A 20520-nucleotide genomic window follows, 5' to 3' on the forward strand; every position below is an offset into this window, starting at 1 on the left:
CCGCCGCCTCTTATACGTTGTGGATCTGGTGCAGGATCTGCCCGGACATACGACCCGACCCACCACTCACGAGAAATTCGCGCACCTGCTTAATAAGGCTAGTGCCAGAAACGTGTCTGTCAAGCAAGAGTCGCGCGCATCCCGGCGAGGACCAAGGAGGGCCGGCGGACATATCGGTCACGAGGACCTCTGAAAGCAAAAAGCCGACTCATCGAGTCGGCTTTTTGCTTTCAAGGCGGCACATCCTCGCCGCCTTCCGGAAAGTCAGATTGGCTTTGACCAGACCGTACGATTGACGTAATCGACGTAACTCAGGACGATGCGAAGGATCTTCTTGGATACCTGCCCCGCTTCGTAATCTTCGACCGGCTTCATGACTCGAGCGCTCCTGTCGTGCTGGGCAATGATGACACGCACCGCATCCAGCACTCTCTCCTTCTTCAAGCCACTCATGATGAGCGTACCGACATCCATACCTTCGGGCCGTTCATGCGCATTGCGCAAAGTGATAGCGGGCAGGTTGAGCAACGACCCTTCTTCCGTGATCGTGCCGCTATCGGAAACGACGCACAACGCTTCAAGCTGCAGCTTGATGTAGTCGCAGAAACCGAATGGCTTGAGGAACTGAATATGTGGGTTGAGCTTGCCAAGTTCCAGCGCGTCGAGGCGCTTCTGAGTGCGCGGATGCGTGGAGACGATGACCGGAACGTCGTACGCCTCAGCCAGTGCGTTGAGCGTTTGCACCATGTCGAGCAGGTTCTGCGGCGTGTCGACATTCTCTTCGCGGTGGGCGCTCACAATGAAGAACTTCCCGCTTTCCAGCTTCATGCGTGCCAGGATGTCGGATGCTTGGATTTTCTCCATGTAGAAATCCAATACTTCGCGCATGTGGGAACCCGTCTTGATGATGGATTCCGCCGGAATACCTTCCGCAATCAGGTATCGACGGGCGTGTTCGGTCAATACGAGATTGATGTCGCTCAAGTGATCAAGCACCTTGCGATTGAGTTCTTCAGGCACGCGCTGGTCGAAACAGCGATTGCCGGCTTCCATGTGGAACACCGGAATTTTGCGGCGCTTGGCCGCAATCACAGCAAGGCAGGAGTTAGTGTCACCGTAGAGCATCACTGCATCGGGTTTTTCCAACTCCATGACTGCGTCGGCTTTCTCGATGACGCGTGCAATGGTCTGAGCGGCATTTTCGCCAACCGCTTCCAGGAAATGATTCGGCTTACGGATGCCCAGGTCTTCGAAAAACAACTGATTTAGTTCGTAATCGTAGTTTTGGCCGGTGTGAACGAGAACGTGATGAGTATGCCGATCGAATTCGGCGATGACGCGACTCATCTTGATGAGCTCCGGACGCGTCCCGACAATCGTCATGACTTTAAGCATGTAATTCTTCCCGAATAAAATCCAGTTTAAGAAGCAGCGCCTTGACCTGCTCCACGTTCAATCGACGAGTGTTGTGCGACGTATAGTCGTCGATATGCGAAATGTTCTCTTCACCTTCGCTGAAATACTTGGCGTAGTTCAGGTCGCGATTATCCGCCGGAATACGAAAGTAATTTCCCATATTCTCGGCATGCGCCATTTCTTCGCGAGAAATTAGTGATTCGTAAAGCTTCTCGCCGTGACGCGTACCGATGACACGTATCGGATTGTCGCGCTTGAACAACTCCTTCAGCGCTTGCGCCAGATCGGCGACCGTCGAGGCCGGGGCTTGCTGCACGAAGATGTCGCCCTGCCGACCGTGCGCGAACGCGTGCAGCACCAGATCGACGGAGTCATCCAGCGACATCAGGAAGCGCGTCATGTTGGGGTCTGTCAACGAGAGAGGCTTGCCGCTCTTCAATTGCGATACAAATAGCGGAATGACGGAACCGCGCGATGCCATCACATTACCGTAGCGCGTGGCACAAAAAATGGTCTCGCCTTCCTGCTGCGACCGCGCTTTGGCGACCATCAGCTTTTCCGCCATCGCTTTGGAAATGCCCATCGCGTTGATGGGATAAACCGCCTTGTCCGTACTCAGCACGATCAAACGTTTCACGCCAGCGGCCGTCGCGGCGCTCATAACGTTCTCTGTGCCGAGCACATTCGTGCGCACCGCTTCCATCGGATAAAACTCGCACGAAGGTACCTGCTTGAGTGCAGCCGCGTGGAAGACGTAATCCACCCCCTTCATCGCTTGCCGCACGCTCTCATAGTCGCGCACGTCCCCAATATGGAACTTGAGCTTGGGATTGTTCAGCGCAATTCGCATGTCTTCCTGCTTCTTCTCATCCCGGCTGAAAATACGGATCTCTTTGACGCCGGTATTGAGGAAGCGATTCAGGATGGTGTTGCCAAACGATCCGGTACCGCCTGTAATCATTAAAACGCTATCGTCGAACATATCGGTTAGCTTTTCTGGGATTGGTTCGAGTACATGATGTCAATCAGTTCGGGCCATGCGGGAGCTCGATAGCCCGTCGCCTCGAAGAATTTTTCACTATTCAAGCTACGGTCAATCACGAAGGTGTCGTCGGCGTGAATGATGACGTCCCGCTTGTATGTCTTGGCGATCAATTGTAGCAGGCTGAATTTATCAATCGGACTGGCGCCAACGTGATACAGACCGGTCAGGTGCGCATTGGGAATGACCCGATCCCGCACGACCTCGGCGAGCACAACCGTCGGCAAGCCGGAGAAAATCGCCTTCTGAAAGCCCTTGCATTCGGTCTGCGCCAGGAACCATTCGAGTAACCCATGGCGCGTGCCAAGTTCGTGGCCGATGGTCGACGTACGGAGGGTGATGGCACCTTCACCGGTCACTTCGCCCAGATGCTTCGACTTGCCGTAGATGTCCGTCGCGTCAGGGAGATCGGTTTCCAGGTAATTGCCAGCCTTACCCGAAAAAACGCAGTCGGAACTGATATGAATCAGGCGCGCGCCGGCAAGACGGCATAGCTCTGCCAGCCGGTGCGGCAGAAGTGCGTTAAGGGCCAAGGCCGCAATAGGGTCATTCCCCCCCGGCAAGTGCTTGGTCAATCCGGCGCAGTTCACGACGACATCGGGCACCGCATCGAGCAGCAGTCGTGGCAAGGCATCCGGATTGGTGAAGTCGACGCCGACGACGAGGCGGTCTGCGGGCACGTGCGGCAACAGGTTGTGTCGCGTACGCACGGTGCCGCTGACCTGCCAATCGGGTTGTGTTGCGAGCACCCGCATCATCGTACTGCCGATCAAGCCGTTTGCACCTAGAACGAGAATCTTCATTTATGACTTCCTACGCATGGTTTGCAGGTGCCGAATCAAATCCGATACCAAGCTTTCGTGGTCGAACTTGGCGCGATAGTAAGCCCGTCCGTTCGCGCCCATTTGTTCGCGTTCTGCGGGCGGCATCGCGTGAAGCGTGCGTATCGCCTCGGCGAGGGCCGCCCCGTCTTGTGCCGCGGCCGTGACGCCGGCACCGGCCGCGAGTACAAGGCGGGCCCCTTCGCCATTCACGCTCGCGATGATCGGCCGGCCGGCGGCCAAGTAAGCCTGAATCTTGTTGGGCACCGTGGCGGCGAAGATCTCCTCGTCGGCCAGGGTCACCAACAGGGCGGACGCCTGTTGCATGAAGCCCGGCATACGCTCGGACGGAAATCGGCCCGGCAGATGGACGTTGCTCAACCCGCGAGCCTTGATCTCCTGGAGCATCCAGTCGCGCCGGCTACCGTCGCCGACCACGACAAACTGAATGTCCGCGTCTGCCGCCAGAAGCGTAGCGGCCTCAACGATGACTTCGACGGCCTGGGCGCTACCAATATTGCCGGCGAACATGACCGAGAACCCCGCGTCCAGTCCTGGCAAGCCAGGCGTGTCCCCCTCCACCGGACGCGCAAAGCTGTCGTCAACGGAGTTCGGGTAGTAGCGGATCTCGGTGGCGGGCGCCAGTTTACCCACCGGGCCGAAAAATGCCTCCGATTGAACGAGCAACAGCGACATGCGCTTGTAGATATAGCGCACGACCCATTCGACGGCTTTCAGGATGTAGCGATTCTTCACGTAGCCAGTCGCGGAAAGGCTCTCCGGCCACAAGTCTTGCACCCACAGCGCCACTGGCGTTTTCTTGCGCCAGCCGAGGTAGATGGCTGGCAGCGCCTGTAGCACCGGCGACGTCGCGTAGACGAAGATCGCGTCGAACCGCTTACCGCGTAGCAGCCGAGGGGCGAACACCAGACCGTTCAGGACAAACGAGAGATAGTTGCGCGCCAGGCCAACGGCACCGCGTCCGCGAGGGCGCAACGGCACGCGATGGACGGGAATACCATGAAAAGTCTCTTGCAGGCATCCGTCGGCCTGATAGCCGTCGAAGACCTTGCCGGCCGGATAATTGGGCTTACCCGTCAGAATCTCGACTTCGACGCCTTTCTCGCTAAGTGATTTCGCAACCTCGTTGATACGAAAGCCCTCGGGCCAAAAGTTCTGGCTGACAATCAGGACTCGCACGATAGTCTGCCCTTTTTAACGATGTAGTTCATAAATTCAGAGGCATCGAGCAATGGCAATGAAGGTTCTTGATTGCCGCAGAAGCGCTTGACCGCGCGCGCTATCGAATACGGCGAATAGGGATCGAACGCGGCCTCGGGATCGAGCACATCGCGAACGTAGTCGAGCTCAGAAGCCAGCACGGGCAACCCGGCTTGTCTGGCCTCGATCAATGGTAAGCCAAACGATTCCAGCGTAGACGGGAAGATCAGTGCGTCAGCGTCCGCGTACAACGCGCGGATTTCGCTGTGAGGCACGTGGCCGAGATTCCTGACATGAAGTCCATGGCGGGCGCGCATAACATCGATTTCGCCGCACAAGTCGGCGAATCGCGTGGCGTCCAGCGTGACCTGCAGGCTCGGAAACAGTCCCTCGTCGGCCAACAGGCACCACGCCTTCATCAAGGTCCGATGGTTCTTGTGCGGCTCGCCTGATGACACGTAGACGAAACGCCCCTGGCAAGCTGTTCGGGCGGTTGCGCCTGCGCCAATGCCACGCGAGTAATGCTGCTTGTCGGTAACAAACGGCAGAACATGCGCCGGCGGCTGTCCGTGCGTTTTCTCGTCAAGCAACCGCTTCATGGTAGGCGTCTGCACGATGAATTCATCGACGTGACCCACACATCCCGAAAGCCATCTGCGCTCAATGGAAATACGCACGCGGCTTTTGAGCGAGAAGTTGGCTAAGGGGGTCTTGTCGATCAGATAGCGATTTTGCAGAAAGACGCGCACCCAGCCCCGCAGCTTGAACAGCGGCGGCAAATTGCCAAAGCAGAGTACAACATCGTCGCTGCCCGTATTGGCCGCCAACCACCGCTCGGCGCTCAGGCGTGCCATCGGGGTAGGCTTGACGCGCACGATATCGATGCCTTGCGCCACGCCTTGTGCCAGCGCCATACGGCTGTCCAGCAACGCTGTGACCGGGCCGCCAGGGGCTTGCCCGAGCAACGCGTCGAGCAATGTTCGGCCGCCGCCCTGATGGACGTTCGTGGCGTGGATGATCAACTTGCTGGACATAGTTAACGGTGTCGAACCAGGCCAATGGCGTCGGATTGCCTGTCGGACGGCAAGGCGAAATCGAGGGGGTGGCGCACAAGGGCTTCAGCGGGTGGTGTGATTAATGGGACCGGCTTAGAGCAGCGCCGCCATCGTGGCGATCGACTACATCTTCTCGGATCGGTCGGTGAAGGACTTAGGCGATATCATTCGAGCGAATGAAGCAGGATTGTAAAACACCTCCGGTCGCTGGACGTTGCATATGTGCAACCCCCGATATCCAGGAACCGCCTGTTTTGGCCGACGAACGGCTACGTTGCTGTGTCCGCTTTGCCGGACAGTTGACACGTCTGGCAAGTCATGGTCGAATCCGGGCAGCAGTTCAACGGTTGAACGTTGACTGCGGTTCGAATAACCCAACGTAGGAGCCAACATCGCGAGCGGCCGTCACTGGGGCCTGCCGCTATGTTCCGCTTCGGATATGGACGAGATTCACTACCGAATACTGCGATTGTTGGCGGAGAACCCTACGATCTCTCAGAGAGAACTCGCCAGGGTTCTCGGCGTCAGCTTGGGCAAAGCCAATTACTGCCTGCGCGGCCTGCTGGGGAAGAGTTGGGTCAAAGTGCAGAACTTCCGCAACAGTGAAAACAAGCGCGCTTACGCTTACTTGCTAACGCCGGCTGGCATTGAGGCCAAGGCCAAGTTGACATTGTCCTATTTGCGGCGGAAACAAGAAGAATACGAGGCGATGCGGCGCGAAATCGATGCGTTGCAAGAGGAAATCGACGCATCTGGCAAGCTCGGCGCCAAAGCGCCGGTTTAGTCGGCGACGCTCAGCGCCCGGGCAAATGCCCCCGGGAGCAAGTTCAATTCAGCGATCAACGTTCGGCGTACGCGAGCAGCCAACGGATGACGATGCGTCTCCTCAAACCATTCAACCTGCGATTTGTACTGGAACAGTATGGAACTTGGCGAAGTAGTGCTTCAGCCGGTGATTCTTTCGGGTGGATCTGGCACGCGCTTATGGCCGCTGTCGCGTGAGCAGTATCCGAAGCAGTTACTGCCGTTGACATGCGAACGCTCGATGTTGCAGGAAACGGCCCGACGCGTGGATGGGCTGGCGAAGACCGCGGCCCTACGAGCGCCGATCATCGTCTGCAATGAGGCGTACCGCTTCATTACGGCAGAGCAGATGTTGGCGGCGGGCAAGCCTTCGAGCCAGATCGTGCTCGAACCGTTTGGCCGAAATACTGCTCCGGCACTCACCTTGGCAGCCTTGGTCGCAATGCAATCGGACGCAGACCCAATACTGCTCGCAATGCCGGCTGATCATGTGATCAGCAACGTGGCGGCGTTCGAGGCAGCCGTGGCGTCGGCACTCCCGCTCGCCGCCGATGGCGGGATCGTGACCTTCGGTATTGTGCCTGACCGACCCGAAACGGGTTACGGCTATATTCGCACGGGTCAGCGTCGAGCTGACGGTGTTGCACTGGCGCTGACGCAATTTGTCGAAAAACCTGACCACGCCACCGCACAGCGATATCTGGAAAGCGGCGAATATCTCTGGAACAGCGGGCTGTTCGTGTTACGCGCGAGCGCCTGGATACGAGCCTTGGCGCACTTCCAACCCACGATACTTGAAGCCTGTCGCGCCGCCGTCGACGGGGGTTGCACGGACGTTGATTTTCGCCGGGTCGATGCTGCCGCCTTCGACGCGTGCCCGTCGGACTCAATCGATTACGCGGTGATGGAACCGCTGTCGGCCGCCCAGTCCGCCGAGATGCCCTGCCACGTGATCCCATTGTCGGCGGGCTGGTCAGACGTCGGCTCGTGGGACTCGCTGTGGCAGGTTTCTGAAAAGGACGATGCCGGCAACGTCACACGAGGTGATGTGCTTATGCACAATGCACGCGAGAATCTTGTATTTGCCGAGGATCGCGTGGTGGCGTGCGTTGGAGTGGACGACCTGGTCGTGGTTGAGACACCCGATGCCATTTTGGTGGCCCACAAGGATGCCACCCAGGATGTCAAGCATATCGTGGCGCGCCTCAAGGTGGAGCAATTTAGCCAGGCAAACGCTCACCGCAAGGTGCATCGCCCCTGGGGATGGTACGACAGCATTGACGCCGGGCAGCGGTTCCAGGTCAAGCGCATTGTTGTGAAACCAGGCGCGTCGCTGAGTCTGCAGATGCACCATCATCGCGCGGAGCACTGGGTCGTCGTGCACGGCACGGCCAAAGTAACACGCGGCGACGAAACCATCCTGCTGTCGGAAAACCAGTCCACCTATATCCCGCTGGGGACCGTCCATCGGCTTGAAAACCCAGGCAAATTTGATCTCGAAATCATCGAGGTCCAGTCGGGCAGCTATCTGGGCGAGGACGACATTGTACGATTTGAAGATACTTATGGACGAACAAATGGTTGAAAGCGAACGAAAAGTTGCCCTGATTACGGGCGTTACCGGCCAGGATGGCGCGTATTTGGCCGAGTTCCTGCTTGGCAAGGGCTATGAAGTGCATGGCATCAAGCGCCGCACTTCGCTGTTCAATACGGACCGGATCGACCATCTGTTCCAAGACCCGCACGTCCCGGACCCACGCTTCATACTGCATCATGGCGATCTGACCGACTCGTCAAGCCTCGTGCGCATCATTCAGCAAACGAAGCCGGACGAGATCTATAACCTCGCCGCGCAGAGCCATGTGGCGGTGTCGTTCGAAGAACCCGAGTACACGGCCAATTCCGACGGCTTGGGCGCATTGCGAATTCTCGAAGCGATGCGGATTCTCGGCCTGGAAAAGAAGACCCGCTTCTACCAGGCATCGACTTCCGAACTGTACGGTTTGGTGCAGGAGATTCCGCAGAAGGAAACCACGCCTTTCTACCCGCGTAGTCCCTATGCAGTCGCCAAACTCTACGCGTACTGGATCACGGTGAACTACCGCGAAGCCTACGGCATGTACGCCTGCAACGGTATTCTGTTCAATCACGAAAGCCCGATTCGTGGCGAAACGTTTGTCACGCGCAAGATCACCCGCGCACTGGCGCGCATCAAGCTCGGCCTGCAGGAGAACCTGTTCCTTGGCAACCTGAACGCACTGCGCGACTGGGGCCACGCTCGCGATTACGTCGAGATGCAGTGGTTGATGTTGCAGCAGGACACGCCGGACGATTTCGTGATCGCGACCGGCGAGCAGCATAGTGTGCGCGATTTCGTCAATCGCGCCGGCGATGCCCTTGGCCTTCAGTTTGAGTGGCGCGGCGAGGGGGCCGATGAAGTGGGCATTCTGACCGCTGCCGAAGGCGAGGGTGCGCAGAAGCTGATTGGCAAGGCGGTCGTTGCCGTCGATCCACGCTATTTCCGCCCGACCGAAGTCGAGACGCTCCTGGGCGACGCGAGCAAGGCACACGACAAGCTGGGCTGGAAGCCACAGACGAGCTTTGCCGAGTTGGTACGCGAGATGGCCGAGTCCGATCTCCGCGAAGCGGCGTTCGAGTTACAGGTCAAGGCCTCGGGCCACAAGGCCCTGCGCTATCAAGGCTGACCATGCAGCGTATCTTGTTGACGGGCGGCGGCGGCATGGTCGGACGGAATATCGTCGAGCGCGCGGGTGCGGGCCGAGGGATATTCCTGACCCCAACCTCCCGCGAGCTTGATCTGTGCGACTACGCGAAGGTCGAAGCCTACATGGCCGAACACCGTCCCGATGTCGTGATCCACGCTGCCGGGCTCGTTGGTGGCATACAGGCAAATATTGCGGCACCGGTCGATTTTCTCGTCAAGAATCTCGACATGGGACGCAACGTGGTCATGGCCGCCAAGGCCGTCGGCGTGCCGCGCTTACTGAACCTCGGAAGTTCTTGCATGTATCCGCGCAATGCCGCGAATCCTCTATTGGAGGAAATGGTACTGCAAGGCGAGCTTGAGCCGACGAACGAGGGCTATGCAATCGCCAAGATCGTGACCGCACGGCTTTGCCAATACGTGCGTCGCGAAGACAGCCGGCTCGACTACAAAACGCTCATTCCCTGCAACCTCTACGGCCGCTTCGACAAGTTCGCGCCACAGAATTCGCATCTGATTCCGGCCATCATCCACAAGGTCCACACCGCCAAGGTTTCCGAGCAGGACTCGGTCGAGATCTGGGGAGATGGCACGGCGCGGCGCGAGTTCATGTACTCCGGCGATTTTGCCGATGCAGTCCTCCATGCGCTCGACGACTTCGAGGGACTGCCCGAGATGACAAATATCGGGCTGGGCCATGATTTCAGCATCAATGAATATTATGAAATCGCCGCCAGAGTCATCGGCTGGCAGGGCAAGTTCGAGCACGATCTGAGCAAACCGGTCGGTATGAAGCAGAAACTCGTATCGATCGAAAGACAAACCACCTGGGGCTGGCAAGCGAAATCAAGTCTCGAGGACGGCATTGCCAAAACCTACGACTATTACTTGAAGGACTATCTCGGATGAGCTTTCAATATCCACTCGCAACGTCTTCCTGGGGGGCCGAGGAGTATGACGCCATTCAGCGCGTTGTCGCGTCCGGCATGTTTTCCATGGGGCCGAAAGTAGCGGAATTCGAGCGTTGCTTTGCCGAGTATGTCGGCAGCAAGTATTGCGTGATGGTGAATTCCGGATCCTCGGCCAATCTGTTGATGGTGGCCGCACAGTTCTACACGAAGAATCCGGCATTCAAGCTGGAGCGAGGCGATGAGGTGATCGTGCCCGCGGTGTCGTGGAGCACCACGTACTATCCTCTGTACCAATACGGACTGAAGCTGCGTTTTGTCGATATCGATCTCGAGACGCTCAACTACGATCTGGATGCACTTGAAGCGGCGATTACCGACAAAACCCGCGCGATCATGGTCGTGAACCTGCTGGGTAACCCCAACGACTTCGCCCGCCTCAAGCAGATTATCGGCAAGCGCGAAATCGTCATGATCGAAGACAACTGCGAGTCGATGGGAGCGACGTTCGAGAATCGCCAGACCGGTACATTCGGGATCATGGGCAGCTACAGCGCCTTTTTCTCGCACCATATTTCGACAATGGAAGGCGGCATGATCGTCACCGACGACGAGGAGCTTTACCACATCCTCCTGTCGTTGCGCGCGCATGGCTGGACTCGCAACCTGCCGAAGTTCAATCATGTGTGCGGCGAAAAGAGCGATGATCCGTTCAAGGAATCGTTCCGCTTTATGCTGCCCGGCTATAACGTCCGTCCACTAGAGATGTCGGGCGCGATCGGCATTGAGCAGGTCAAGCGGTTACCGGAGCTGATTCGCGCGCGGCGCGCCAACGGCGCACTGCTTCAGGAAGTGATGGCAAATCATCCGGAGTTGATGATCCAACGCGAAATCGGTGAAAGCAGCTGGTTCGGATTCAGCCTGGTGATTCGCCGGGGTTCGTCGCTGACGCGTGATGCGCTGGTCAAGCGACTCAACGAAGCCGGCTTCGAGTGCCGCCCGATCGTGGCAGGAAACTTTGCCAAGAACGATGTTGTGAAGTATTTCGATCATTCGATTGCAGGGGAATTGCGAAACGCGGAACACATCGATCATTCCGGCCTGTTCGTTGGTAACCATCACTATCCGATTGAAAGCGCCATTGCCGCGTTGAGGAAAATCTGAGTCATGAAAGCAGTGATTCTTGCCGGTGGACTTGGAACCCGAATTTCCGAAGAAACCCATCTCAAGCCCAAGCCGATGATCGAGATCGGTGGCAAGCCGATTCTCTGGCACATCCTGAAGATGTATTCGACGCATGGCGTCAACGATTTCGTAATTTGCTGCGGGTATAAGGGCTACGTTATCAAGGAATACTTCGCCAATTACTTCCTGCATACGTCAGACGTGACCTTTGACATGCAGCGAAACGAGATGGAAGTACATCAGCGGCACGCCGAACCGTGGCGTGTGACGTTGGTGGATACTGGCGAGGAAACCATGACTGGCGGCCGGCTGAGGCGGGTGGCGCGCTACGTGGAGAATGAGGAGGCATTCTGCTTCACTTACGGCGATGGCGTCAGTGACGTGGATATCACGAAACTAATCTCCTTCCATCGCAGTGCAGGTGTCCAGGCGACCTTGACTGCGGTCACGCCGCCGGGCCGATTTGGTGCGCTCGACATACAAGGTAATAGCGTGTTGTCGTTCGAGGAAAAGCCCAAGGGCGACGGCGCCAAGATCAACGGTGGCTTCTTCGTTCTCTCGCCGAAGGTCATTGACCTGATCCGCGACGACAGCACGATCTGGGAGCGCGCGCCGCTCGAATGCCTGGCGAGCAGCCGTCAATTGGCGGCTTACTCCCACGAGGGTTTCTGGCAGCCGATGGATACGTTGCGTGACAAAGTGTTGCTGGAGGATCTGTGGGCCAGCGGCAAGGCGCCGTGGAAGACATGGTGATGAATCCAGCATTCTGGCGCGGTAAGCGCGTTTTCCTGACAGGCCATACCGGCTTCAAGGGGGGCTGGCTGGCACTGTGGCTGCAGCAGCTCGGCGCCGAAGTCACCGGTTACGCACTGCCTGCAGTGACGGAGCCCAGTCTGTTCGAGGTTGCCCGGGTAGCGGAGAACATGCGCTCGGTGATGGGTGATGTGCGTGACGGTGCCTCGCTGCGTCGAGCCGTGAGCGAAGCACAGCCCCAGATTGTCATTCATATGGCAGCGCAGCCGTTAGTCCGCTATTCGTATGCGGAACCGGTCGAGACATACTCGACAAACGTAATGGGGCTTGTCCATCTGCTGGAAGCCGTTCGGGCGACACCGGGAATTAAATCGGTGGTCAACGTAACCAGCGACAAATGCTACGAGAATCGCGAGTGGCTGTGGCCATATCGCGAAAACGAGGCGATGGGCGGCTACGATCCCTACAGTAGCAGTAAAGGGTGTGCCGAACTCGTCACGGCCGCGTATCGAAACTCATATTTCAATCCGCAACGCCACGGGGAACACGGCGTGGGCTTGGCCAGCGCGCGTGCGGGTAACGTAATTGGCGGTGGCGATTGGGCGTTGGACCGATTGGTACCCGATATTGTTCGGGCCATGACGCAAGGCAATGACATTCTGGTGCGTAGTCCGCATGCCATCCGACCTTGGCAGCATGTGCTGGAGCCCCTCAGCGGTTACCTGCTGCTGGCCGAGAAGTTATACGAAGGGGGCGCGGCCTTCGCGGAGGGGTGGAATTTCGGACCTGCCGGTGGCGACGCACGCCCCGTGCAGTGGATCGTCGAACGATTCGTTGAGCTATGGGGCGACGGACGCACCTGGCGCCTTGACGCGAATCCGCAGCCGCACGAGGCCAATATTCTGAAACTCGATTGCACCAAGGCGCACTCGCAATTGTCGTGGCAGCCGCGCTGGACGCTTGTGCAGGCACTGGAGAAGATTGTCGCCTGGCACAAGGCACACCTTCACAAAATTGATATGCGTGCGATGACGCTGTCTCAGATCGCCGAGTATCAAAACAGCAGCAACGGAATTTATGAATAAAGATCAACTTCGCGAAGAGATTCGCCAATTGGTTCGCCAGTATGGCGAACTGTCGACGCAGCGTCCCGACTTCGAACCGGGCATCACCGTTGTTCCGCCGTCGGGCAAAGTCATCGGTTCGAAAGAACTGGAGTACATGGTCGATGCCTCACTCGATGGCTGGCTGACCACGGGTCGCTTCAACGATGCTTTCGAGCAGCGCCTGGCCGCCTTCCTTGGCGTTCGGTATCTGATCACGGTCAACTCCGGATCGTCGGCGAACCTGGTGGCGTTCTCGACGTTGACGTCGCCTCAACTGGGCGATCGCGCGATCAAGCAAGGTGACGAAGTCATCGGCGTGGCCGCCGGGTTCCCGACCACGGTCAACCCGATCATTCAATTCGGCGCGGTACCCGTATTCGTCGATGTCGAACTCGGCACCTACAACATCGACGCAAGCAAGATCGAATCGGCTATCACGCCCAAGACCAAAGCGATCATGCTCGCGCATACGCTAGGCAATCCGTACAATCTCGAGGTCATCACCAAGCTGTGCAAGCAGCATAACCTCTGGCTGATCGAGGACTGCTGCGATGCCCTGGGCTCGACATACGACGGCAAGCTTGTCGGGACATTTGGCGATATCGGCACGCTCAGTTTCTACCCAGCGCACCACATCACGATGGGCGAGGGTGGCGCGGTGTTTACCAACGACCCCGACCTTAAACGTATTGCCGAATCGTTCCGCGACTGGGGCCGTGACTGTTATTGCCCGCCGGGCAAGGACAACACATGCGGCAAGCGCTTCTGCTGGAAACTCGGCAACCTGCCCGCTGGCTACGATCACAAGTACACGTATTCGCATCTTGGCTACAACCTTAAGATCACCGACATGCAGGCTGCCTGCGGTCTTGCACAGCTCGATCGTGCGCCGGAATTTATCGAGGCTCGCAAGCGTAATTTCGCCTACCTGAAAGATCGCCTGCAGACGTGCGCTGAATTCCTGATTCTTCCGGAAGCCACGCCGAAATCCGATCCGTCATGGTTCGGCTTCCCGATCACGCTGAAGTCCGATGTAGGTTTCAACCGCGTTGATCTTCTTGCCTATCTCGACCAGAACAAGATCGGCACGCGCCTGCTGTTTGCCGGCAACCTGACGCGTCAGCCGTACATGATCAATCAGAAGTATCGCGTTGTCGGCGAGCTGACCAACACCGACATCATCATGAACCAGACGTTCTGGGTCGGCATTTATCCGGGCCTGTCGACCGAGATGCTCGACTTCGTCGCAGAGAAGATCGAAACATACCTGGGCGTCAACTTCTAAGCGACGGCCATGTTTATCGCCTTGCCTTCGCAGGATATCGAGCAGGTTGTCGAACGGACTGCCGAGTTTTGGCACCGCTATCGCGGCGCGCGTCTGTTCCTCACGGGTGCAACGGGTTTCATCGGCACCTGGCTGGTGGAAATCGTGCGGCACGCGAACGCCATGCTCGGTAGCGACATCCAGGTCGTGGCGCTCAGCCGTGATCCCGACGCCGCATGTGCGCGCGCGATGCAGGTATTTGGCGCGTCTCACGTACGATTCGTGCGCGGCGACGCCGTGTCGTTCGATCGCAGTATCGGCGCGGTTGACTTGTGCATTCACGCGGCGACCGACGTATCCGATCCTCGCAAGGCGGCCAATCGTTTGCAGACCTTCGATACGGCGTTGATGGGAACCCGCCGAGTGCTCGAGGCCGCATTGGAGAACGGTGCCCAGCGATTCTTGCTGACTTCGAGCGGTGCCGTGTACGGGCCGCAACCGCCGGAACTGGCGGCGGTTTCCGAAACCTTTATGCAGGCCCCATCGCCACTGGATGTCGCCAGTGCTTACGGACAGGGCAAGCGGGCGGCGGAATGGTTAACGTGCGCGATATCGGAACACACCGCCATGGCCGCCTGCATTGCGCGCATTTACGCGTTGATCGGCCCGGGGTTACCTCTGGACGGAACCTTTGCTGCGGGTAATTTCATTCGTGATGCGGTCGCCGGCAATCCGATCCAGATACAGGGGGACGGCAGCCCATGCAGGACATATCTGTACGTAGCTGACGCCTGCGTCTGGCTGCTGGAAATGCTGATGCGCGGCACCACCGGCGCCGCCTACAACGTGGGGTCGGAGCATGTTGTCTCTATCCGCACCTTGGCCGAGCGTATTCGCGACGCCAGCGGTTCGAATGCCGCGCTGACCATTGCCGGCACACCGACGGCCGCCCTGCCGCAACGCTACGTCCCCGATACATCCAAGGCGCGAGGCGAACTGGGCCTGGAGGAACACGTCGGACTGAACGATGCCATTCACAAGACCATTTCCTGGGCTCGGATGACGACCAGACTATGAGCAAATTTAACCCACAAGCGATTCGTAGAGCGATCATCGACATGGCGTATGCCGGTAGCACCGTGCACATCGGCTGTGCCTTCTCCATCGTTGAATTGATTGCCGTTCTGTATCGCGATCATCTGAGGGTCAGGGTCGACCAGCCCGATGCGCCGGAACGCGATTATCTCGTCCTGAGCAAGGGTCATGGCGTCATGGCCCAGTACGTCTGTCTGGCCGAACTCGGCTGGTTGTCGCAGGAGGATCTGGCAAACTATTTCAAGGACGGTACACGCCTGAAGGGACTCGCGGATGTGCACGTTCCCGGCGTGGAAGCCACCACAGGCTCGCTTGGCCACGGGTTGTCGGTGGCCACTGGCCTGGCGCTCGCAGCCAAGCTTAATCACACCGACCAGATGTGCTACGCCGTGGTGGGTGATGGCGAAATTAACGAGGGCACGATCTGGGAAGCGGCGTTGTTCGCGACCCACTTCAAGCTGGATAATCTCGTGGTCATCGTCGACAAAAATGGTTTTCAGGCAATGGGATCGACGGACGAGGTCATGAGACTCGGCAATATCGAAGCCAAATTCGCGGCCTTCGGCTTCGATGCCGTCACCATCGACGGGCACGACGAGAATGCGATCGGCGCCGCCTATGCGGCCGCACGGCGGCAGCGCGATGGCCGTCCCAAGGCGATCGTTGCCAACACGATCAAGGGTAAGGGCGTGTCGTTCATGGAGAACGCCAATATCTGGCACTACACTCGCCTGAACAGCGACACCTATCGTAATGCAATGAATGAATTGGGATCTGCCAAATGAGAGCCGCATTCTCAGATGCCCTGGTAAGCGCCGCGCAAGCCAATCCAAAAATTCTGCTGTTGACCGGCGATCATGGCTATGCGCTGTTTGACGCATTTCGTCGCGCTTGCCCGAATCAATATATCAACTGTGGCGTGGCCGAACAAAATATGGTCGGTGTGGCCGCCGGGTTGGCGCGCGCGGGTTTTCGACCTGTCGTGTATGGCCTTGCGGCATTCGTTCCCGTACGTGTGCTTGAGCAAATCAAGATCGATATCTGCTACGAGGACCTGCCGGTCATGCTGATTGGCGACGGCGCCGGATTTGTCTACAGTCACTTGGGCGCAAGCCATCAGTCGATGGAAGATGTCGCCGTGACCCGCCCGTTGCCGGGACTTACCATCTTGTCTCCGGCAGATCGTTACGAGATGGCGGCGACGATGCGGCTTGCTTTCGACACGCGCGGTCCGGTGTACCTGCGCATGGGCAAATCGGATCGCGGCGATGTGCATGGCGCCTCGCTCACCCTGGCACCCGGCAAGGCCCTTAAGGTGCGCGAACGCAATCGCAAGATTGTTTTGATCGCGACCGGCTCGATGGTGCATGCGGCCGTCAATCTCGTCGACGCGGGCATGCAGGCGGACGTTTGGAGCGTCCCGTCAATCAAACCCCTCGACACGTCGGCGTTGCGCGACATCGGTGCGGGCGCACAGGACATCTTCGTGCTGGAAGAACACGTCGTTGTCGGTGGACTGGGTAGTTGCGTGGCCGAAAGCCTCACCGATCTGGGGACGGGCACTCCGCGCGTCCATCGAATCGGTGTGGAAGACCGGTTTTCCGCGTATTGCGGTACGTACGAATACCTGCTCAGTGAGCATCGACTGGATACTCCCACGATTCGCAAGCGCATCGAAGGCATCCTGTCGAGCTCAGGTGGAGTCGCGGCATGACGACTGCGAAGGTGCAGTTGTACATCCTTTCTCGCGATCGCCCGGCATATCTGCAGGAGACCCTGCGTTCGGCCATTGGCGAGATGAATGACGACGTTCAGGTCATCGTGTCGGATAACTCCGAGGGCGACGAGGTCGAGCGCATGGTCGCGGAGGAATTTCCTCTCGTCACCTATCTCAGACGTCGGCCGGCGCTACCTGCCCTGGACCATTTCCACGTCGTTATCGCGGAAAGCTCTGCTGAGTTCGTCGTCTATTTCCACGACGACGACTTGATGCTTCCGGGCTTCGTCGCGACCTTGCGCGATGCGCTCGTTGCCCGTCCGGAGTTGAGTGCGGTGGCTTGCAATGCCAACCTCGTGATGGGAGACAAGGTAACGTCGCGGCGCGTGATGGGCGATTGCACCGAGCCGCACGAGATTGCGTCGGTCGAAGCGTTGGTGACGCCCTACCTGACCTTGACGGGCCCGAGGCCCGCACCGTTCCCGGGGTATATGTACCGCCGCAAGTGCCTCGATGGCCTGTCCCTGAAACCGGAGGAAGGCGGCAAGCACGCCGACCTGGCATTCCTGATAAGCGTGTTACGACGTGCACCGATGCTCTGGTTGCCCAAGCCGAACATGCTGTATCGCGTTCACGCGAGCAACGACAGCCGGGTGGAGTCGATCGGGCAGCGACTACGGCTGCTGCGCCATGTGTACCGGCAGTCGAACATTACGCCCCGCTCGTCAGCGGTTGCCGAGTACCGTTTCGTCTACTGGCTGAACTGGTGGCGGGCGGAGCGACAACGCCCTGCCTGCGAACGCGCGTGGTGCTATCGCACCGTCAGCCAATACCTGCTCTTCATGGGGTGTCGACTTGGCCTCAAGCACCCTTCGCTCAGTCGAAAATTGCTGACGCGCTCCCGCTGAGCGCACTCCCACGGGAGCATCCGTTTGCTCCCATTTTGGACAAAACCACCGTGATTTTTGTACTCGTCGGCCGCCTACTGCAGTTTGCGGTGATGTTCCTTACGGTCAAGGTCATGACGACCTTATTGCCGCCGCACGAGTTGGGCAAAGCGACGCTGATCAACAGCAGCGTCGCTTTCTTCGCCATGCTGCTAATCAACCCCGTCGGGATGTTCATCAACCGGCGCCTGCACGCATGGCAGGACAACAGGACGATGCGTGGCTATTTCCACGCCTACTGTCTCTATCTGAGCGGTGTCTCGATGATTGCCGCGATCGTTGTCTGGGCACTGTTTCACACCCGGCTCGTGCCCCCCGGAACGGGGACATGGTGGCCAGCATCGCTGGTTGCCGGCTCCATTCTGTTTGCCACCGTCAATCAGACACTCGTGCCGTCGCTGAACATGATCGGCCGGGCACGCGCGTTCGTCGTACTGACCCTGGCAACCTTGATCTCCGGCCTGGCGTTCTCCGTCGTGCTCGTACACCTGTGGTCGGCTAGCGCGGAAAGCTGGCTGACCGGCGTCATGATCGGGCAGATCGTGTTCTCCGTGCTTGGCTACGCCGTCTTCTTTTCCCCGGCGGTAACGCAGCAATCCACAGGGGTACGTAGCGTACTGACAAGGGAGCGATGCGTCGCCCTGTTTCAATTTTGCTGGCCCGTGGCCTTGGCGGCTGGCTTGAACTGGCTGCAGATGCAGGGATACCGATTCGTTCTGGCCAAGGAGTTGGGACTCGCGGATCTCGGCTTGTTTGTCGCAGGATACGGCATTGCCGCCGCGTTACTGGCCGCCACCGAAACGATCCTGACAACCTGGTTTCAACCTGCTTTCTACCGGCAGGCAAACGATCCGGACCGACACGTCCAAGCTACGGCGTGGGTTCGCTATGCCGACAAACTACTGCCGTTCTCGATTCTGGGCGTCTCCGCGCTACTGGCGGGCGCCCCCTATCTGACGGCGTTGATGTTGGGTCCGCAGTATCAAGGCGCCGCACGTTTCGTAGCGTTTGGTGCGATTGCGGAGTGGATTCGCATACTGATCGGACTATTCGGCCTGGGCGCTCATTTGCGCATGCAGACGCGATCGCTTGTCGTGCCCAACCTGGTTGGCGCTACGGCGACATTTGGCCTGGTGTTTTTCGGGCTGCCGCACGTTGGGCTCGACTGTGTAGCACCCTCGATCGCGATTGGAGGAGCCCTGATCGTACTTCAGCTCTATTGGCATTCGCGCGGTACGGGTTTTGTGATGCGCCCCAGTCTACGGCCGTTGCTGACAGTGACCGTCCTTGCCGCAATGGGTGTTGCGATATCAATACTGCTTCGACCTTGGATCGCCGGTCTAGGCGGGCGAGTCACGCCGCTGGTCGGCACGGGGTTGATCGCATGTCTCTGGTCTCCCGTTGCCATGTTGATGCTCAGACGCTCCAAAATCCTTAAAGAACTATGAAAATCCTGCTCGTGTGCATGGAGTATGACTACGGGGACCGTTCACGCGGCCGCTCGTACGAGTATTACAACTTCTTCGAAAGTCTCAAGTCGACGGGCTACGACGTCGAGCTGTTCGATTACATGGAAGAACTTCGGCGACTGGGAAAGGCCGCGATGAACGACGCGTTGCTCGATCGCGTCACCGCGATGAAGCCCGACGTCGCCATTTTCTCCTTGTATACCGACCAGCTGACGCCCGAGGCCGTGGATAAGGTCCGCGATCATACGCAAACCTTGTGTTTTTTTCACGACGACACGTGGCGGGTCGATTTTTCGCGTTTTTGGGCGCCGCATTTTCATTATTTCACGTCGCCCGATTTCGAAAGCAAGCGCAAGTACGAGCGCCTCGGCATGCATCACTCACTTCACATGCCGTTCGGCGTCAACGAGGTTCGCTACAAGCCTCTCGACCTCGAGAAAAAGTACGACGTATCGTTCGTCGGTGCCTGGCACCCCTATCGCGAGTGGTTGATCAAACGGCTCGAAAAGGCCGGTATTTCTGTGTACGTGGCGGGGTATCGATGGCCTAACGGCATCGTCGCTCACGAAGAGATGGTGAAAATATTCAACGAAAGCAGAATCAATTTGAATCTCTCGAATTCTACTTCCTGGGATGTTCGATTTCTCGCGTCGTCGCCACGAGCGCTGCTGAATCGCTTGCGATCGAAGAAGAGCGTGGAGCAACTGAAGGCCCGCCATTTCGAGATCAATGCCTGCAGGGCATTCCAACTCTCGTATTACGTTGACGGCCTGGAGCGGTGTTATCGTCTCGGCGAAGAAATGGCGATCTATCTCGATCCTGACGACCTGGTTGAGAAAGTCCGCTACTACCTGGACGACGATGCGTTGCGCAACCGCATGGCAGGCGCGGCTTACGAGCGCACCATGTCCGAGCATACTTATGCAAAGCGTTTTGCACGAGTATTTTCTGAGATGGGACAGCCCCAGAATTTCAAAAGCGTATAGGGAGTG

General features: G+C 58.2%; 19 protein-coding genes. 14 read left to right on the forward strand and 5 right to left on the reverse strand.

Annotated features, from left to right (window positions below):
• Nucleotides 1-264: 264 nt before the first annotated feature.
• From wecB to PTE31013_RS14110, 5 genes are read right to left on the reverse strand one after another with little or no spacing between them, the layout of a single operon-like run.
• Nucleotides 265-1395 carry a non-hydrolyzing UDP-N-acetylglucosamine 2-epimerase gene (gene wecB / locus PTE31013_RS14090; RefSeq protein WP_150613429.1) on the reverse strand — a complete coding sequence of 377 codons (1131 nt, stop codon included), beginning with the start codon at nt 1393-1395 and terminating at the stop codon, nt 265-267.
• On the reverse strand, nt 1388-2398 hold the full coding sequence (locus PTE31013_RS14095; RefSeq protein WP_150613430.1) for a polysaccharide biosynthesis protein: 1011 nt from the start codon (nt 2396-2398) through the stop codon (nt 1388-1390). Before PTE31013_RS14095 ends, wecB begins: the two co-directional genes overlap by 8 nt.
• A gap of 5 nt (nt 2399-2403) precedes the next feature.
• Nucleotides 2404-3261, reverse strand: coding sequence for a dTDP-4-dehydrorhamnose reductase family protein (locus PTE31013_RS14100; protein WP_150613431.1), 858 nt, complete (start codon nt 3259-3261; stop codon nt 2404-2406).
• Nucleotides 3262-4479: a glycosyltransferase family 4 protein gene (locus PTE31013_RS14105; RefSeq protein ID WP_150613432.1), complete on the reverse strand. Its 1218-nt coding sequence runs from the start codon at nt 4477-4479 to the stop codon at nt 3262-3264.
• Nucleotides 4467-5522, reverse strand: coding sequence for a glycosyltransferase (locus PTE31013_RS14110; RefSeq protein WP_246174556.1), 1056 nt, complete (start codon nt 5520-5522; stop codon nt 4467-4469). Before PTE31013_RS14110 ends, PTE31013_RS14105 begins: the two co-directional genes overlap by 13 nt.
• A gap of 472 nt (nt 5523-5994) precedes the next feature.
• Between PTE31013_RS14110 and PTE31013_RS14115 the strand changes: the two genes are divergently transcribed.
• From PTE31013_RS14115 to PTE31013_RS14180, 14 genes are all read left to right on the forward strand, one after another.
• Nucleotides 5995-6339, forward strand: a complete 345-nt coding sequence (locus PTE31013_RS14115) for a MarR family EPS-associated transcriptional regulator (protein ID WP_150613434.1) — start codon at nt 5995-5997, stop codon at nt 6337-6339.
• 138 nt (nt 6340-6477) lie between these two features.
• On the forward strand, nt 6478-7944 hold the full coding sequence (locus PTE31013_RS14120; RefSeq protein WP_150613435.1) for a mannose-1-phosphate guanylyltransferase/mannose-6-phosphate isomerase: 1467 nt from the start codon (nt 6478-6480) through the stop codon (nt 7942-7944).
• Nucleotides 7937-9064, forward strand: a complete 1128-nt coding sequence (gene gmd, locus PTE31013_RS14125; protein WP_150613436.1) for a GDP-mannose 4,6-dehydratase — start codon at nt 7937-7939, stop codon at nt 9062-9064. The genes PTE31013_RS14120 and gmd overlap by 8 nt, the downstream gene beginning before the upstream one ends.
• A gap of 2 nt (nt 9065-9066) precedes the next feature.
• A complete protein-coding gene (locus PTE31013_RS14130; RefSeq protein WP_150613437.1) occupies nt 9067-9993 on the forward strand; it encodes a GDP-L-fucose synthase family protein in 927 nt (308 codons plus the stop codon).
• The gene (locus PTE31013_RS14135) at nt 9990-11156 is read left to right on the forward strand and encodes a DegT/DnrJ/EryC1/StrS family aminotransferase (protein WP_150613438.1); all 1167 of its coding nucleotides are present in this window, start codon (nt 9990-9992) and stop codon (nt 11154-11156) included. Before PTE31013_RS14130 ends, PTE31013_RS14135 begins: the two co-directional genes overlap by 4 nt.
• Nucleotides 11157-11159: 3 nt before the next feature.
• Nucleotides 11160-11930 (forward strand): glucose-1-phosphate cytidylyltransferase, encoded by a 771-nt coding sequence (gene rfbF / locus PTE31013_RS14140; RefSeq protein ID WP_150613439.1) that lies wholly within the window; start codon nt 11160-11162, stop codon nt 11928-11930.
• Nucleotides 11924-13015 (forward strand): CDP-glucose 4,6-dehydratase, encoded by a 1092-nt coding sequence (gene rfbG, locus PTE31013_RS14145; RefSeq protein ID WP_150613572.1) that lies wholly within the window; start codon nt 11924-11926, stop codon nt 13013-13015. The genes rfbF and rfbG overlap by 7 nt, the downstream gene beginning before the upstream one ends.
• Nucleotides 13008-14321, forward strand: coding sequence for a lipopolysaccharide biosynthesis protein RfbH (rfbH, locus tag PTE31013_RS14150; protein ID WP_150613440.1), 1314 nt, complete (start codon nt 13008-13010; stop codon nt 14319-14321). The genes rfbG and rfbH overlap by 8 nt, the downstream gene beginning before the upstream one ends.
• Nucleotides 14322-14330: 9 nt before the next feature.
• Nucleotides 14331-15377: an NAD-dependent epimerase/dehydratase family protein gene (locus PTE31013_RS14155; protein WP_150613441.1), complete on the forward strand. Its 1047-nt coding sequence runs from the start codon at nt 14331-14333 to the stop codon at nt 15375-15377.
• Nucleotides 15374-16180 carry a transketolase gene (locus tag PTE31013_RS14160; protein WP_150613442.1) on the forward strand — a complete coding sequence of 269 codons (807 nt, stop codon included), beginning with the start codon at nt 15374-15376 and terminating at the stop codon, nt 16178-16180. The genes PTE31013_RS14155 and PTE31013_RS14160 overlap by 4 nt, the downstream gene beginning before the upstream one ends.
• Nucleotides 16177-17109 (forward strand): transketolase family protein, encoded by a 933-nt coding sequence (locus PTE31013_RS14165; protein WP_150613443.1) that lies wholly within the window; start codon nt 16177-16179, stop codon nt 17107-17109. The genes PTE31013_RS14160 and PTE31013_RS14165 overlap by 4 nt, the downstream gene beginning before the upstream one ends.
• Entirely contained in the window at nt 17106-18020 is a 915-nt protein-coding gene (locus tag PTE31013_RS14170) for a glycosyltransferase family A protein (RefSeq protein WP_150613444.1), read from the forward strand. The genes PTE31013_RS14165 and PTE31013_RS14170 overlap by 4 nt, the downstream gene beginning before the upstream one ends.
• A gap of 50 nt (nt 18021-18070) precedes the next feature.
• The gene (locus PTE31013_RS14175) at nt 18071-19507 is read left to right on the forward strand and encodes a lipopolysaccharide biosynthesis protein (protein WP_150613445.1); all 1437 of its coding nucleotides are present in this window, start codon (nt 18071-18073) and stop codon (nt 19505-19507) included.
• Nucleotides 19504-20514, forward strand: a complete 1011-nt coding sequence (locus tag PTE31013_RS14180; protein WP_150613446.1) for a CgeB family protein — start codon at nt 19504-19506, stop codon at nt 20512-20514. The genes PTE31013_RS14175 and PTE31013_RS14180 overlap by 4 nt, the downstream gene beginning before the upstream one ends.
• The last annotated feature ends 6 nt before the right edge of the window (nt 20515-20520 follow it).

The sequence above is a fragment of the Pandoraea terrigena genome (assembly GCF_902459705.1).
Taxonomy (GTDB): Bacteria; Pseudomonadota; Gammaproteobacteria; order Burkholderiales; family Burkholderiaceae; genus Pandoraea; species Pandoraea terrigena.